The following is an 18,301-nucleotide window of genomic DNA, read 5'->3' as shown; positions in this document are numbered from 1 at the left end:
GGATCACGAATGAAGCAGCAGCTGGTCTTTAATCAAAATAATCCGATGATTCGGCATCATCAGGTCTGCGGACAATCGCTTCTGCCAGGCCAGGCCTATATCGATATACTGTATCAAATCTTCCGGAAGTACAAATACCGGTTCAATGAGCTTGAACTGCGGAATCTGTCCATCCATCAGCCATTGACAGCCCGGCCCGGCGAGGATATTGTACTCACCATCCAGGTGACGGAAACCGCGGAAGGCCGCTGGACGGTACGCTTCGGGGGCGAGAGCCGGCGCAGCGGAATATGCTCCGGTGAGGAAATTTTATATGCAGCGGCAGAAATGCACCGGATCGGGCCGGTACTGTTCGATGAACAGCTCTATCCGGACGAATACAAGTCGTCCCCGGCACGTTCCCGGGATCTGGGCAGGATGTACGAGGAGTGGACGCAGCGCGGCGTCTTGCATACCGGTTTCATGAAAGCTGCGGGAACGTTATGGGCAACAGACAAAGCCTATATCATGGAAACGGCTGTCAGCGAGGAGGCGCTACTGACGGCGGACAAATTTATGTTCCATCCCGTACTCCTGGACGGAAGCGGGGCCGGGATTCTCGGAGGCTTGTTCTCGGATGGATTACAGACCGGGAAAGGTCTGCTGCTGCCGTTATTTTACGAATCGTTCCGCGCTTCGGGACTGCTGCAGACCGGCTGTTCCGCCAAGGTACTCTCCTCGTCCGTCCAACAAAGGGGAGAGCTGCTGTCGATGACGATCAGTTATTACGATAATCAAGGGAGTAAAGTAGCTGAGCTGACGAACTTCACAATGAAGCTGATTCGCCAAGACAATACAGGAGCGGAAATTATTATCGGGGAGTCTCGCCCGGACGGACAACAGCAGCAGAGCCATGCGGCGGGGGCTGCGGCAGCGCTGAAGCTCGTGCGGAAGCTTCTGGCGGAACAGCTGCAGAAGACGGAAGAGGAGCTGAATCCCCATGCCGGCTATTACGAGCTGGGTCTGAATTCGTCAGGCCTGCTTGCCATTGCGAATGCCATCGAAAATGAGATCGGAGACGCTGTGCCGCCAACGCTGCTGTTCGAGCATACGACGGCCGTGCAGCTGGCCGACTATTTGGCATCGGCCTATTCTGGTTGTTTTGGCAGGAAGGATACGTACGGGAAGGAGGCGTACGAGAAGGAAACGTACGGGAAGGATACGTACGGAAACATCCCGTTTTTCAGGTCCGCCGGCGAGCCGCAAGGCGGGGAACAAGCGGCAGCGAACGCCCTGCCGTCGCCAGATGCCGGTGCAGACGGTGACATTGCTATTATCGGGATGGCCGGAAGGTATCCCGACGCGGACGGGCTAGCCGCCTTTTGGGACAATTTGAAGTCGGGCAAGGATAGTATCCGCCAGGTTCCGTCCACCCGCTGGCAATGGGAAAGCTATAAGGATATTGTTTCGCCTTCGGGCAAGCCGGTGTCCCGCTGGGGCGGCTTCATCGACGATCCGGATTGCTTTGACCCGCAATTTTTCCGGATCTCCCCAAGGGAAGCGGAGACTATGGATCCTCAGGAACGTTTGTTTTTAACGGTCTGCTGGGAAACGGTTGAGGATGCGGGATATACACCGGGTACGCTCGTTCAACCCCGGGGCCGCCATAAGCGGCAGCCGGTCGGTGTATTTGCCGGTGTGATGCATAAGGACTATGCAATGCTTGGAGCGGAAGAGGCGGCGAAGGGCAATAGGTTTCCTTTGTCGCTCAATTATGCGCCGATTGCTAACCGGGTCTCTTATTTTTGCAATTTCCACGGTCCCAGCATGACCATCGATACAGTATGCTCCTCTTCACTGACGGCGGTTCATCTGGCGGCTGAGAGCATCCGGCACGGAGAGTGTGAGGTTGCATTGGCAGGGGGCGTGAATCTGTCCCTGCATCCGAATAAATACGTATCCTACGGCCTGATGGATATGCATGCCAGCGACGGCCGGTGCCGTACATTCGGCGAGGGCGGGGACGGCTACGTGTCCAGTGAAGGCGTCGGCGCCGTGCTGCTCAAGCCTCTTCGGAAGGCGGTCCGGGACGGAGACTCTATTTATGCTGTTATTAAAGGCAGCGTCATCAATCATGTAGGTACGGTCAGCGGAATTACGGTGCCCAGTCCGGTCGGCCAGGCTGAATTGATCAGCGAATGCCTGGACAAAACGGGCATCGACGCGCGGACTATCTCTTATATCGAGGCGCACGGGACGGGGACGTCACTTGGCGATCCGATTGAAATGCAAGGGCTTGTCAAGGCGTTCAGGGATTACACATCCGACACCGGGTTTTGCTCAATCGGTTCGGTCAAGTCCAATATCGGCCATGCGGAATCGGCAGCCGGCATCGGCGGGCTGCACAAAGTAATTTTGCAGCTGTACCACGAGAAGCTGGTGCCCTCACTCCATGCGGAGGAGCCGAATCCGTACATTGATTTTGCCGGCTCACCTTTTTATATTCAGCGGACATTGAAGCATTGGGATCGGCCGAAGGCCGTTATCGGCGGCAAGGAGACGGTCTTCCCGCGGCGCGCTGGTATCAGCTCGTTCGGGGCGACCGGATCGAATGCCCATATCATCCTTGAAGAATACATGCCGGAACCGGACATGGTCAAGCCAGTAAACGCAGCAGGCCTTGAGCCGGGAGAACGGCTATACCTGATACCGCTGTCAGCCAAAAATAAGGAGCGTCTGCAAGCTTACGCCGCCAAGCTGGCTGCTTTTCTGCAAGCCTCCTTGCCTGAACAGAAGGCGGCAGCAGTCGGGAAGCAGCATGGCGCCGCTATTCTGGAAACGGCTGAGCACCGGGTATGCAGCATCGTCTCGGACATCATTCAGATGAAGGACGGAATCATCGATGCGGAGCAGGACTGGTCCGAATACGGACTGGAGCCGGTCCATTTCATCCAGCTTCACGATAAATTAAAGACTGCCTTCGGCATAGAGCTCGTCAGCGAGACGATCCTGGCGCTTCGTTCGGCTGCCGCCGTGGCGAAACGGATTGCCGAAGGGACGGCGGGTATAGAAGAGGAAGACGCTTCACCCGCCGTTGAAAAGTCCGGAGGTTCAGGCCGGCTGGATGCAGAGAACCTTGAAGCTATAGCCTATACACTGCAAGTGGGACGCGAGCCGATGAACGATCGCGTGATTTGCGTTGCCCGCAGCAGCCGGGAGCTGATCCTTCAGCTCGAACAAATTGCGCAGGGGAAAGAGAATATTGCATCGGTGTTCCGGGGGGCGGTCAAGCCAAGCAGCGAGCTGGCTTCCGTATTCCGGGCGGATGAAGATTTCGGCGAGCTGCTGCAGCGGTGGCTGAGCAAAGGACAGCTGGAAAAAATCGCGCAGCTTTGGGTAAACGGCGTCGGTATTGAATGGAAACAGTTGTATGGGAGCAATGTTCCGAAACGGCTCAGCTTGCCGTCTTATCCGTTCGCGAAGGAACGGTACTGGCTGCCTTCAATGGCTGTTCCAGACGATCATGCAGTTGGACAACAGGGATGGCCGCCTATGTCTGCCCGCCGTGATGGCGGGGCTCTACCGGCCGAGCGGAGCATGCGGATGCTGCAAAAGCAGTGGGAGCTGTGTCCGCCGCAGGTATCTATCCGCAGCCTGTCCGGAGCTGTGGCTATTCTCACGACGGAGGAGACAAGACCGCTTGCTCTCCGGCTTGCCCGGCAGTTGCCAGCTGCCCGGATACTGGGCTCCGAAGAGCTTCGCTCTGAGCTGGATGAGCATGTCTACTCATACGTCGTCGACTTGACCGGCTGTGGGAAAGAACAGACTGACGAGCCGGATGGCTGGATTCCCTGGCTTCAGCGGCTGATAGAGCAAGGGACGCGTGACGGCATGATGCTTCTGGGCGTGACCACGGGTCTGGAAGCAACGCATGGGCAGAAGCAGGGCCCGGTCAATCTGGCCGGGGCTATGCGGGCGGGTTTATACCGGATGCTGCAGAGTGAATACAGCCACCTGCGTTCTCGCCACGTCGACTTCGCGCCGGATTGCGGGGGGCACGTTATGGCGGAGACGATTGCGGCTGAGCTGCTGACAGACAGCGAAGATGCCGAGGTACGCTATCTAGAAGGGATGCGGTACCGCGCCAGCCTGGCTGAGCTGCCTAAGGATTGCGGAGAAGAGGCGCCCGGCCCGTTTCCGGAGGGGCATACGCTATGGATTACAGGAGGCACCCGCGGCATTGGGGCCTTATGCGCGAAGCATTTTGTCAGAAGCCGGGGTGTACGCAGGCTGGTGCTGACAGGACGCGAAGCCATTCCGCCCCGCGAACAGTGGGATGACTATACGGCGGACGAGGCCAGTCCGACCGGGCAGAAAATACGGATGGTCCGCGAACTGGAGTCGCTCGGGGCTCAGGTGAAGGTGCTGGCCCTTGATTTGACCGACGAGGCGGCCGTACGCCGCTGCATAAGCGAGGTGAAGGCGGCCTGGGGCGGGGTCGGCGGCGTGCTTCATTGCGCCGGACTGGGCAATTTGGACACGCCGGCATTTATCCGCAAATCAGGCGGCAGGATGGAAGAGGTGTGGGCGCCGAAAGTGAAGGGCCTTAATGTCTTATACCGCTGCATGAGAGAGGAGCCCCTGCAGTTTTTTGTGCTGTTCTCGTCGGTGTCAGCGATCGTGCCGACACTGGCGGCGGGGCAGAGCGATTATGCGATGGCTAATGCGTATATGGATTACGCCGCACAGGCATGGAGCGGGGAATGCCCGGTGATCAGCATCCAGTGGCCGAGCTGGAAGGAGACAGGCCTCGGCGAGGTTAAGAGCCGTGCTTATGAACAGACGGGAATGCTTACGCATACGGATTCCGAGGGCTTACTGATGCTGGACCGTATTTTGTCCGGCGGCCTGGGACCAGTTGTGCTGCCGGCCGTGGTCGATCCCCGGCGCTGGAAGCCGGAGAGGCTGCTGCTGCGCAGCCTGCGTGAGCTGGGGGACGCCCGGATTGAGGCAAGGAAGCCTGTGCCGCAAGAAGAGCGGGATGCAGAAAGTGTGCTGCCGGCGGTAGGGGCATTCGTAACAGGCGTATTCGCGAAAGAGCTGAAGCTTGACCCGCTGCGGCTTGATCCCGAACTGCCTTTTGCCGAATATGGCGTGGATTCCATTATGCTGGCGCAGGTGCTGCGAATTATTAAGCAGGGGGCCGGCACTGAGCTGGACCCGTCAATCCTATATGAACACCCGAGCATCCGTTCCTTATCAGCGTGGCTTGCAGACAATCACGGTGATTCGTTCGCTGCTCACAGCAGGGAAGCGATGGAGCTGCCGGGCCAAGGGGACAGCCGCCTGTTTCAACCGGCTGCCGCTTTGAAGCAGCCGCCGGTACCGTTATCAGGACCGCTGCCGCAGACTGCTGCCGCAGGCCGAATGATAGATTCGTGCACGGATGCGCCGAATATCGCGGTCATCGGCTTGTCCTGCCGCTTTCCCGGAGCGGAGACGCTGGACGACTACTGGCGCCTGCTGTCAGAGGGAAGCTCCGCCATCCGCCTTGTTCCGGCGGGGCGCTGGCCGGGGCCGGAGCTATATTATGCCGGTCTGCTCGGCCGGCCGCAGGCGATGCCGGCTTCTGTATTCCGTTTATCGAATGAAGATGCGCAAGCGATGGACCCGCAGGCACTGCTGCTGCTCGAAGAAAGCCTCAAGGCATGGCATCATGCAGGCTATACGCCGGAGGAGATCAAAGAGCGTTCAGTAGGCGTATACATCGGTGCGCGCAGCAAGCATGATCCTGATGAAGCAAGTCTGCTTCAAGCCCGGAATCCGATTCTGGCGGTCGGGTCGAATTATTTGGCCGCCAACATTTCGCAGTATTTCGATCTCCACGGCCCGAGTCTCGTCCTGGATACCGCCTGCTCTTCGGCGCTTGTCGGCCTCAATCTGGCGGTCCAGGCCTTGCGCAGCGGAGAAATCGAATGTGCGCTTGTCGGCGGAGTCAGCCTGCTGACCTCCAGTAAGATACACCGGCTGTTTCAGCAGCGGGGCATCTTAAGCCCGGAGCCGAACTTTCACGTGTTTGACAGCCGCGCGCAGGGCGTGGTGTTGTCGGAAGGAGCGGGAGTCGTGCTGCTCAAGCCTGTAGAGCAGGCGGTTAAGGACGGGGACCGGATCTACGCAGTCATTAAAGGAGCCGCCGTGAACAATGACGGGAGGACGGCAGGTCCTGCCGTGCCGAACCTGCAGGCACAGAAGGAAGTGATGCGCCAGGCGCTGGCCAGAAGCGGCAAGCGGCCGGAGGAGATTGGTTACATTGAGGCGAACGGCTCCGGATCAGTAGTGACCGATCTGCTGGAGCTGAAGGCAATTCAGGCCGTGTACCGCAAGGACGGCGGAGTGCCGCTTGGCATCGGGTCGGTCAAGCCGAATATCGGTCATCCTTTATGTGCAGAAGGAATTGCCGGATTGATCAAGGTGGTGCTGATGCTGAATCATGGAGAGCAAGTTCCGTATTTGTCCGGCCAAAGGCCGATGAAGCACTTTGATATCGAAGCGTCACCTTTCTATTTCAGCAGGGATTGCGCCGAATGGCCGGGCCGCAGAACCGCTGCGCTGAACAGTTTTGCAGACGGAGGCACGAACGCGCATGTCATCATGGAGAGCTGGGAGGAGCTGCGCGCACCGAGTGCCGTCCGCCGTCCGCTTCCGTTGCCGGAGGAGGCCATTGAACAGCATGCCGGCGCAGGCGCGGTTAAGCCGAACTGGTGGCTGAAGCAGACCAAAGCGGCTGATGAGATTCGAGGATGAGCAGAGAGATTAAGACTGGAGGGTTAAGCGGGATGACAACAACAGAATTCCGGTTTCAAAGCGATCATCCGATCTTGGCCCATCATCAGGTGATGGGCAGCGGCATCCTGCCGGGATTGGCTTACATTGATATCTGTTACCAATGGTTCAGGGAGCAGGGATATGATTGCGCAGAGCTGGAGCTGCGCCAGGTTACCCTCTTCCGCCCCGTAACCGTCCGGGAGAACGAGGAGATCCGGCTGCAGCTTCATTGTTTGGAAGCGCAGAAGGGACAATGGCAAATCCGGGTGGAAGGCGAAATTACCGGGACGGAGGAAGAGTCCGCCGGGCCTTTCATGACCGCCGAGATGCACCGCTGCCCGCCGGTGCGGTTCGAGCATTCGGTCGATGCGGACCGTATCCGTTCTTCGGCCGGCAGCAGGACAGATATGGCGCTGCTCTATGAGCAGTGCCGGGCTCTCGGACTTGTACATTCCGGATTCATGAAGGCGGAAGGAAGGCTGTTTGACGAGGCCGATTCGCTCTTGCTGGACCTGGATCTCCCGCAGGATAGCCTCGGGGAAGCAGATAGCTTCATGTTCCACCCGGCACTGCTCGACGGAAGCTGCGTCGGGGCCGGGGCACACTTCACGCAATTGGCGGAGGACCGGCGGCTGTTTCTGCCTGTCTACATCGAATCATTTTGTGCTGCGGAGCTGATTCAAGCGAACTGTATGGCCGTAGTCAAGCATTCATCGGTAATTCAACGGGATGGACTATTGTCGTTTACGCTGGCGTTTTTTAACTGGGATGGCCGGCAAATCGGCGAGCTGAAGAATATTACGAACAAGCTGGTCCGCGGCGGGGAGGCAGAGGGCCCTGGTCAGCTCCTTCCCCGGCAGCCGCAAGAAGCTTTGCCGGACGTAATGGAAGCGGCTCAGAGCGCGGCTGCCGCCGCACGCCGTTTTCTCGTCAGCCTGATTGCGGAGCGGATGGACCGGGACGAGAAACAGATTGATGTGCGGGCGGGCTATTTTGAAATGGGGCTTGATTCGGCCTCCATGCTTACACTGGCCCAGGCTGTGGAGAACCGTCTCGGGACGGCCATCTCCCCGACGCTTCTATTCGAGTACCCGACGGTTGAACGCTTAGCGCAGTATTTGGGAGCTGCCTATCCGGAGCAGCTTCGTCCGGAGGAGCCGGAGCTGAGCACGAATCTGCCGGCTGCAGACGGCGGCGTATGGCCTGTGAATTCCGGTGCGGCTGAACCGGCAGCGCACGCGTCTGCTCGCGGTGATGACATCGCGGTCATCGGCATGGCCGGGCGATATCCGTCCGCTGCGAACCTGGAACAATTCTGGGCGAATCTGACGGCCGGCAAAGATTGTATCCGCGAGGTTCCGTCTTCCCGCTGGAAGTCAGAGCGGCTGGCGGGCCTTCGTTCCGCCTCGGGGAAGCCGATGTCCCGCTGGGGCGGATTCATCGACGATCCGGATTGCTTCGATCCGCAATTTTTTAGAATTACGCCGAGAGAGGCGGAGACGCTCGACCCTCAGGAGCGGCTGTTTCTGGAAACCTGCTGGGAGACCATCGAGGACGCGGGCTATACGCCGGATTCATTGGCAGTACCGGCAGGGCCGCATCAGCGCCGCCGCGTCGGGGTATTTGTCGGTGTGATGCATAAGGATTACGCGCTGCTCGGGGCGGAAGCGGCGGCGCAGGGGCACCCGTTTCCGCTATCGCTGAACTATGCCCCCATAGCGAACCGCGTGTCGTATGTTTGCAATTTTCATGGACCCAGCATGGCCGTCGATACGGTATGCTCCTCCTCGCTGACTGCGGTTCATCTGGCCATGGAGAGCATTCGGAGCGGAGACTGCGAAGCCGCATTGGCAGGCGGCGTCAATCTGTCGCTCCATCCGGCCAAATATGCCACTTACGGCATGATGGACATGCAGGCCAGCGACGGGCGCTGCCGCACGTTCGGCAGCGGCGGAGACGGCTACGTGTCGGGAGAAGGAGTCGGCGCCGTTCTGCTCAAGCCGCTCAGCAAGGCGATTGCGGACGGTGATCATATTTATGCTGTTCTGAAAGGAAGCATGATCAATCACGGCGGCTCGGCGAGCGGCATTACTGTGCCTAACCCTGTGGCCCATGCCGATTTGATCGGTGAATGTCTCCAGAAGGCCGGTATCGGCGCGCGGTCGGTTTCGTATATCGAGGCTCACGGGACCGGGACGCCGCTGGGCGACCCGATAGAGATGGAGGGACTCGTTAGAGCATTCCGCTCCCATACGGACGATACCCAGTTCTGTTCGGTCGGCTCCGTAAAATCAAATATCGGCCATGCAGAGTCGGCTGCCGGCATTTGCGGGCTTCAGAAAGTCATTTTGCAGCTTTACCACCGGATGCTGGTGCCTTCGCTGCATGCGGAGGAGCTTAATCCATATATCGATTTTGAACGGTCTCCTTTCTATGTACAGCGGAAGCTCGCGGCATGGGAGCGGCCAGTTGTGACGGATAAGGGCAAGGAGATAAGCGTGCCGCTGCGGGCGGGCATCAGCTCGTTTGGAGCCACCGGCTCCAACGCCCATCTCCTGCTTGAAGAATACGACCCTGCGGCTCACGCGGCAGGCACGGTCCCGGTCAATCCGCCACTTGGTGAGAACGGCCAGTGTCCCGCACTTGTACTGCTCTCCGCCAAAAACAAGGAACGTCTTCACGCATATGCCGGCAAGCTGGCCGGCCATTTACAGCCGGATTCGGATTACCGCACCGTTGATCTGCATGCGCTGGCCTACACGCTTCAAGTCGGCCGTGAGGCGATGGAAGAACGCGCTGCCTTCCTGGTGAGGGATTTACCGGAGCTTGTCGCCGGGCTGCGCCTGCTGGCAGCGGGAGAAGAGAGCACCGGCTCAGTATGGCTTGGCCGGTCGGGATTTGACGCGGCTGAGGACCGGCTCGTTCCGGAGGCGGCTGCTGAAAGCTTGGCTTCCGCTGCCGCCGCATGGGTCCACGGACGGGAAGTCGACTGGAAGAGGATGTACGGTGAATCCGTACCTCTTCGCCTGAGCCTGCCATCGTACCCTTTTGCCAAAGAACGGTATTGGGTACCGGTAACCGGCCATCCAGCGGGTGCCAGGCTGTCCGCTTCGTCCTTGCTGCATCCGCTGCTCCACGAGAATGTCTCGGACTTCCGGGAGCAGCGCTTCCGGACGGTCTTTACCGGCAGCGAGTTTTTTCTGGCAGATCATATTGTGAACGGACAGCGTATGCTTCCCGCCACAGCATACCTGGAAATGGTCCGGGCCGCTGTGGCGATGTCTGCCGGCGAAATGCCGGAAGGGCCGCTCCGTATCCGGTTGAAGCATATTGTCTGGTCTAACCCCTTCATCGCAGGCGAAGGAACGGCTGTCGATATCGCGCTTTTTCCTGAGACGGACAATGAAATTACATTCGATATCTTTAGTCATGCGCCGGGAGAGGAGCCGGTTGTGTACTGCCAGGGAACTGCGGTAATTGCTTCCGGCACCGTAGAAGCCGCCCGGATGGATCTGGACCGGGTTCGCTCGGAATGTGCGGAGGATAGTCTGGATGCGCCAGCACTATACGGGCTGTTCCGGTCGATGGGAATCGAATACGGCGCAGCCCACCGCGGGGTGGACAGGCTTCAGCTAGGCGAGGGCCAGGCGCTTGCGCGGCTGACGCTGCCGGCGGAAGCGGCCGCTTCAGAGGCCTATGTCCTGCATCCGAGCTCTATGGATGCGGCGCTGCAAGCCTGCATCGGACTTGCTCCGGCGGCAGGCGCGGCCGGCAAGCCTTTGCTTCCATTCGCGCTGGAAGAGCTGGTTATTCACGGTGCCTGCACGGAACGGATGTGGGTCTGGACCCGCTATAGCCCGGGAAGCGGGACTGGCTCTCCGCTGCTCAAATATGATTTGGACCTCTGCGATGATCAGGGCAGTGTGCTCATTCAGCTAAAAGGCTTATCCGTTCGTCCGTTGGAGCTTGAAACGCTTACGGGTACGAAGTCAGCACCGGCTTCCACATTACTGCTGCATAAAGAATGGGTAGAACGACCGGCTGCTTTCACGCATAGTTTATCCGGCCTGGACGTTAAGCATCTCGTTGTCCTTAGCGGACAGGAGGCGTTCGATTTAGCCGCGCTTCGTGCCAATCTGGGTGGTGCAGAATGCGTCCAATTCCCTCATGAAGGGGAGGGGACGGCCGCCCGTTACCGTAGGGCTGCGGCCGCTCTGCTCGAGCATCTTCAGCGCATAGGCCCAAGCTCTCCGGCGGAGAGGCTGCTTATTCAACTCGCGGTCCCGAACCAGGGCGAGCTCCGGCTGTATGCCGGACTTTTCGGGATGCTGAAAACGATGCAGCTGGAGAACACGGGTCTGGCCGTGCAGCTGATTGAGCTGGAACCTGGGGACAATGCCGGTTCCCTCGCGTACAAATTGAAGCAGGACAGCATAGATTTGGAGTACGAACATATCCGTTACGAGCATGGGAAGCGGCATGTTGCCATTCGCCAGGCGGTTGACATTTCCGGCGGAGATGCCCCTCATTCGCTGCCTTGGAAAGATGGAGGCGTCTATCTAATCACCGGCGGAGCGGGCGGGCTTGGCCTGATTATTTCCAGGGAAATTGCACGTTCTGTTGACGCTCCGTCAATTATACTGGCTGGACGCTCCGAGCTGGACAAGGCAAAGGAGGCGGAGCTTGACGAGCTGCGCAGAAGCGGTACCCGCGTCCGTTACGTGAAGACAGATGTTAGCGACCTTACGGCAGTTTGCGGACTAATGAACAGCATCCGCTCCGAATATGGCACGCTGAACGGCATTGTACATAGCGCGGGCCTGGTTCGTGACCGTATGCTCATGCACAAAACAGCTGCGGAGCTGCAGGAGGTGCTGGCACCGAAGGTGGACGGGCTTGTTCATCTGGATGAGGCCAGCACCGGTTTTCCGCTCGACTTTGTTATCGCCTTCTCATCGGCAGCCGGGAGTCTAGGCAATTCCGGTCAAGCGGATTATGCGGCGGCCAACGCTTTCATGGATGCTTATGCCGGGTTCCGCAATACGCTCTACCAGTCCGGCAAGCGGAACGGCCGGATGCTGTCGGTTGGCTGGCCGCTGTGGGCGGAAGGCGGAATGAGGCTGGAGGCACAAGCGGAGACAGCACTGCTTGGAAGCAAAGGCCTGATTCCTCTGCGGACGGCCTCCGGCATCCGGGCATTGTACCGGGCATGGGCTGCACAGAAGGATCATGTACTGGTACTTGAGGGAGACGCTGCCCGTATGCTGGACATCGATAAGCAGCAGTCCGCCACATGGGAACAACAGACCGGCGCCGGTGCGGACGGGACTTTGGCCGAAATAGATGTGCTTTACGGCTTTGCAGTACGGTACCTCACCAGGTTGTTGGCCGAAGTGACCAAGCTGCCGGTCAGCCGGATTGATGACGTCACCTCCTTGGAGGAGTACGGCATGGATTCGATCGTAGCGATGCAGCTGACTGCTGAAATGGAGAAAGGATTCGGGACACTGCCGAAGACTCTGTTCTTCGAATACCGGAATTTGCAGGAATTGGCGGCATATCTGACCAAAGCTTACCCGGGCAGGATATCCGCATTGTCAGGCGAACCGGCCGGGCTGAAGGAGACAGCAGCCGCCAAGGTTCCGGCTGAGACTGCAAAAGACGGCACGGTGAAGAGGCTCACGCCCCGCTCCCGGCCATCCGGCAGACTGCACCGCGGTAATAGCGAGGATACCGCTGCAGAAGCGGCGGGTCTGCCGGCTGCCGCAAAGGATATCGCCATTATCGGCTTGTCGGGACGTTACCCGGGAGCATGGGACTTGGAGGAGTTCTGGCAGGTACTGAAGGACGGCAGGGATTGTATTACCGGAATTCCGGCTGCGCGCTGGGATAACAGCCGCCACCGCAAAGGGAGCGAAGGCCGGAACGCTGAACGTTGGGGCGGTTTTATCGATGGCGTCGACGAATTTGATCCGCTATTCTTCAACATCTCCCCGCGCGAAGCGGAGATGATGGATCCGCAGGAGCGGCTCTTTCTGGAGCGTGTCTATGAAGCGATGGAGGATGCGGGCTATGTGCGCCTGACAGGCGGAGCCTCCGCCCCGTATCATACGGGCAGTGTGGGCGTATACGTCGGGGTCATGTACGAGGAATATCAGCTGTATGGTGTTCGCGAGCAGATACAGGGAAAAGCGGTGGCACTTTCGGGTAATTCGGCATCCATCGCCAACCGGGTGTCGTATTATTGCAATTTTCAAGGACCGAGTATGGCGGTTGCCACCATGTGCTCGTCCTCTCTGACGGCGATTCATCTGGCATGCCAAAGCTTGCGGCTGGGCGAGTGCAAGATGGCCGTAGCCGGCGGCGTCAACGTATCGGTTCATCCGAACAAATATATATTGCTTGAGCAAAACCAGTTCGTGTCGAGCAAAGGCCGATGCGAAAGCTTCGGTATCGGGGGAGACGGCTATGTGCCCGGCGAGGGAGTCGGCGCCGTTCTGCTTAAGCCGCTCGATCAGGCAATTGCCGACGGCGACCCGATCTACGGCGTGATTAAAGGAACGGCCGTCAATCACGGCGGCAAGGTGAACGGCTACACCGTCCCGAATCCGAACGCCCAAGCGGAGGTCATCGGCAAAGCGCTTAGGGAAGCGGGACTCGATGCCCGGGAACTCACGTATATCGAAGCGCATGGAACGGGCACTTCACTGGGCGATCCGATTGAGATCGCGGGGTTAGCCAAATGCTTCGGGACCTATACGCAGGATAAACAATTTTGTGCGATCGGGTCGGTCAAGTCGAATATCGGCCATTCCGAAAGCGCGGCCGGCATTGCCGGACTCACCAAGGTGCTGCTGCAGCTGCAGCATAAACAGCTCGTGCCGTCGCTCCATTCGGAAGTGCTGAATCCTAATATCGATTTTACGAATACGCCTTTTACCGTTCAACGGGAGCTGGCAGAATGGCCAAGACCACTGCTTAACCTGGACGGAACGGCGAAGGAGCACCGGCGGACAGCGGGCCTGTCATCATTCGGCGCGGGCGGCTCTAATGCCCACATCATTATTCAGGAATACGTATCGGCCGTCACGGAGGCAATGTACGGGGAGTCTGCGGGTACACCGGTGCATCCTGCGCTTATTCTGTTATCCGCAAGAGATGAGGAGAGGCTCCGGGAGCAGGCGAAGCGGCTTGTCGAGGCGATACGCTGCAAAGGACTGTCAGATACGGATTTGCCGCATTTGGCGTATACACTTCAAGTCGGCCGCGAAGCCATGGAGGAACGGCTGGCGCTTGCGGCGGCGACGATGACGGATGCGGTGCAGAAGCTGACGGCTTACGCAGAAAACCCTGCGGCAGCCTCCCTGGACATATACCGGGACGGGATCAGACGCAATAAAGAAATGATGGCATTGCTCGCCCAAGATGAAGATATGGCTGCTGCAGTGGATCATTGGATGGCAAAAGGCAAATGGAACAAGCTCCTCGGGCTCTGGGTGAGGGGCGGGGCAGTGGATTGGTCCCGGCTTTACACCGGTTCGGGATTCTTGCCGCGGCGGTTGCGGCTGCCTTCCTATCCTTTCGCCAGAGAACGGTATTGGGTTGCCGGCGGACAAGAACATGCCGATGTATCCGGCGGCAGTGCCGGGCAGGCTTATCTTCATCCTCTGCTGCATGTCAATACATCGGATCTGGCGGAGCAACGGTATACTTCTTTGTTTACGGGGGCGGAATTTTATCTGGAGGATCATGTGGTGAACGGGCAATCCATGCTGCCTGCCGCCGCTTTGCTGGAGATGGCACGTGCTGCCGTAGAAGACGCGGCTGCAGGCTTGACGGACGAGCCGACAGCCATCCGGCTGTCCGGCGTAACGTGGCCCCGCCCGCTTATCGCGGGAACACAGCCCGTTCAAGTGCATATCGGACTCCATCCCGGTGAGCGGGATGAAATTATGTTCGACATATACGGGAACGGGGAAGACGGCAGTACGCCGGTCTACAGCAGCGGCCGGGCGGAGCTGTATGCGGTAGAAGATGCCCCGCTGCTAGACCTGGACGCCCTTTATGCGGCCTGCAGCGGGCAGCAGTTCGATGCCGGTACCGTGTATGAAAGCTTCCGCTTGAGGGGGATCGGGTACGGGCCCGGCCACCGGGGGATCGAGAGGCTGCACACCGGCCGAGGACAAGTGCTGGCCGAGCTTACGCTGCCTGACTGCCTGGCGGGGACTGAGGATACCTATATGCTGCATCCGAGCTTGCTCGACTCGGCGCTTCAAGCGTCGGCAGGACTGCGCCTCGCTGAGGCTGACGCAGGAAAGGCAGCGGACGCCCAGGGGCTCTATCTGCCTTTTGCTTTGGAGGAGCTGGAGGTGACGGGAGCCTGCGCTTCCCGGATGGTTGCCCATGTCCGTTACAGCGATGGAAGCCCGGCAGACGGGAGCACCGACAAATTCGATATTGATTTATGCGACCGGAGCGGGAAGGTCTGTGCCCGGTTAAAAGGGTTCACGGTTCGTAAAACCGGCCCGGAAGCGCTGCGCCAGCAGGAAGAAGGAGCGGCAGCAAGCGCATCGAAGCCGCAGATGCAGACATTAAGCCTGCTGCCGGTCTGGGATGCCGTTAAACCTGCAATGAAGCAGGACAATACACGGGATGGAGAAGGATTATTACTGATCGGAACGCCCGGGGTGATACGCGACCGGGTGATGCAGCACTTTGCCGGTGCTTCCCTGATGGAGCTTATGGGGGGAGAAACGGCGGATATGATTGCGCAGCGGCTTCAGGCGCAGGGTCCGGTCCGCCATGTGGTGTGGATTGCAGCGGAGAATACGATCGAATCCCCTGCTGATGAAGCATGGATTGGGGAGCAGGAGCGCGGGGTGCTGCAAGTATTCCGCCTGATCAAAGCGTTTCTTCAATTAAAATATGGCGGCCAGCCGCTGGAATGGACGCTGGTGACGGTGCAGTCGCAGCCCATCCATTCCTGTGACCCGCTGAAGACGGCACATGCCGGGGTTCACGGACTGGCAGGGTCAATGGCCAAAGAATATCCGGGCTGGCAGATACGCGCTGTCGATCTGGAAGCGGGCCGGGAGTTCCCTGTTGAAGACATGTTCAGGCTTCCGGCGGAACCGCAAGGAAATTCCTGGGTCTACCGTACGGGCGAATGGCACAAGCAGAAGCTCGTCCCGATTCAGGAAGCCGCTTCCGAACCGACGCTCTTCCAGGAGGGCGGCGTGTATGTGGTAATTGGAGGCGCAGGCGGCATCGGCCAAGCGTGGAGCGAATATATGATCCGGACCTACCAGGCCAATGTGATATGGATTGGAAGGCGGGAGAAGGATTCCGGCATTCAAGCCGGCATCGACCGGCTTGCGGCTCTGGGTCCGGCGCCTGGATATATTACGGCAGATGCGGCCGACCTGCAGTCTTTTCAGCGCGCTTATCTTGAGATCAAGCAGCGCTATTCCCGCATTAACGGCATTGTGCATGCGGCGCTTGTGCTGCGGGATCAGTTACTTGCGAACATGGACGAAGAACGTTTCCAGGCGGCCCTTGCCGCCAAGGTAGATGTATCTGTGAGGATAGGCCAAGTATTCCGGGACGAGCCGCTCGATTTCGTGCTGTTCTTCTCCTCCATCAATGCGTTTGCAAGATCCGCAGGACAAAGCAATTATAGCGCAGGCTGCGCTTTTAAGGATGCATATGCCAGCTATTTGGCAGGAGTGTGGCCGTGTGCCGTCAAGGTGATGAACTGGGGATATTGGGGAAGCGTCGGAGCTGTCGCATCCCGGGAATACAGCGAGCGCATGGCTAACAGGGGAATCGGCTCCATCGAGCCGCCGGAGGCAATGGCTGCGCTGGAGTCGCTGCTGGCCGGTCCGGTGAATCAGATGGCACTGGTCCGGACGGCGAACCCCGGGACTATGGAAATGATCGATGTCCGGCAGGCAGCCTCAGTCTATTCCGCACAAGCGGATGCTTCACCGGGCGCCGGCATATTCCATCACATGGCGGATGATATCCAGGAAGGGCAGACCCGGCAGGCCAAAGCGCTGAGCAGCCCGGCGGCCCGTGAGCTGGAACAGCTGATAGCGCGGCTACTGCTCAAGCAGCTTCGTACAACCGCTGCCCCCCTTGCTAACGGCAGGCTGGAGCGGCAGGCGATGTTCGGTAAGTGGCTGGAGGCAAGTGTACAACTGCTTGCGGAGCACGCTGGAGTGTCCGATCCGCTGAATGAATTGCCTGAGGAGGAGACGGCTGCACTCTGGCAGGAGTGGAGCGGCCGCAGGCAGGAATGGCTGGACACCGAAGGGTTAGAAGCACAGGTTATCCTGGCGGAGACGATGCTGCGCGCGCTGCCTGATATTCTAACCGGGCAGCGGCCGGCCACAGATGTCATGTTCCCGAATTCCTCCATGCATCTGGTCGAAGGAATATATAAGAACAATCCCCATGCCGATTACTTCAACGGCGTATTGGCCGGCACGGCTGTCGCCTATGTGGAGCAGCGTATCAGGCACAATCCGTCCGCAAAGATCCGCATTCTGGAGATCGGCGCAGGGACCGGCGGAACGAGCAGCGGGGTGCTGCGCAAGCTGGAGCCTTACCGGGACCGGATCCAGGAGTACGCCTATACGGATCTCTCACGGGCGTTTCTTCAGCATGCAGAGAAGGAATACGGCCCGCGTTATCCTTATCTGGCTTATGGCATCTTTAATGCCGAGAACGGCATTCAGGAGCAGGGGTATGCGGCCGGCGTCTACGATGTCGTCATCGCGGCGAATGCTCTGCATGCGACCAGAGATATCCGCACGGCGCTGCGCAATGCGAAGGCGCTGCTGCGGAGCGGGGGCATTCTGCTGCTGAACGAAATCACGCGCAGCGATTTGTTCACCCATATCACCTTCGGTCTGCTGGAAGGCTGGTGGGCGTATGAAGATGCTGCGCTGCGCGCGCCGGGTTGTCCGGGGCTTGCTCCAGATACGTGGCAGGCTGTTCTCGCCGGGGAAGGGTTCGGGCGGATCATCTTCCCGGCCGGTGCCGCCCATGACAAGGGGCAGCAGATTATTGCGGCGCACAGTGACGGGATCGCAAGGCAACGTCTCCAGGCCCAACCGGACGGCAGTCCAAAGGTTCATAAGGAAGTAAAGGCGAGTCATGCGGCAGCAAAAGTTGAAGCCGTTAGCTTCCAAAGGAACCAACCTGCGGCTGCTGCGGAGGCTGCGGATACCCGTGTGCAGGAGGAGGAGGAGCTGCGCGCGCGAAGCCGCAGCTATTTCAAACGGCTGATCGGGGACGTGCTTAAGCTGCCGGATCACCGGATCGACGCCTCAGAACCGTTCGAAAGCTACGGCATCGACTCGATTCTGGTCGTTCAGCTGACGGATTCACTGCGCGGAGCGCTACCTTCGGTCAGCTCAACCTTGTTTTTCGAGCACAGGACGATTGATTCGCTGGTCGAGCATTTCATTCTGACGCAGGAGGACGGATTGCG

At 59.1% G+C, this 18,301-nt stretch carries 2 protein-coding genes (1 of these 2 cut by a window edge); both read left to right on the top strand.

Annotated features, from left to right (window positions below; all coding sequences use genetic code 11):
* Positions 1-9 precede the first annotated feature (9 nt).
* Positions 10-6,783: a beta-ketoacyl synthase N-terminal-like domain-containing protein gene (locus MKX70_RS26950; RefSeq protein ID WP_340841227.1), complete on the top strand. Its 6,774-nt coding sequence runs from the start codon at positions 10-12 to the stop codon at positions 6,781-6,783.
* A 32-nt stretch (positions 6,784-6,815) separates the two neighbouring features.
* Positions 6,816-18,301, top strand: partial view of an SDR family NAD(P)-dependent oxidoreductase gene (locus MKX70_RS26945; protein ID WP_340841226.1) — the 5' portion only. It continues 6,862 nt past the right edge of the window; the window shows 11,486 of its 18,348 coding nt (coding positions 1-11,486); its start codon is at positions 6,816-6,818; the stop codon falls past the right edge of the window.

It is taken from the genome of Paenibacillus sp. FSL R7-0312 (genome assembly GCF_038004445.1).
Taxonomy (GTDB): Bacteria; Bacillota; Bacilli; order Paenibacillales; family Paenibacillaceae; genus Paenibacillus_AQ.
The sequence above is the reverse complement of the archived record's forward strand: the minus strand, read 5'-3'. Positions and strand labels throughout refer to the sequence as shown.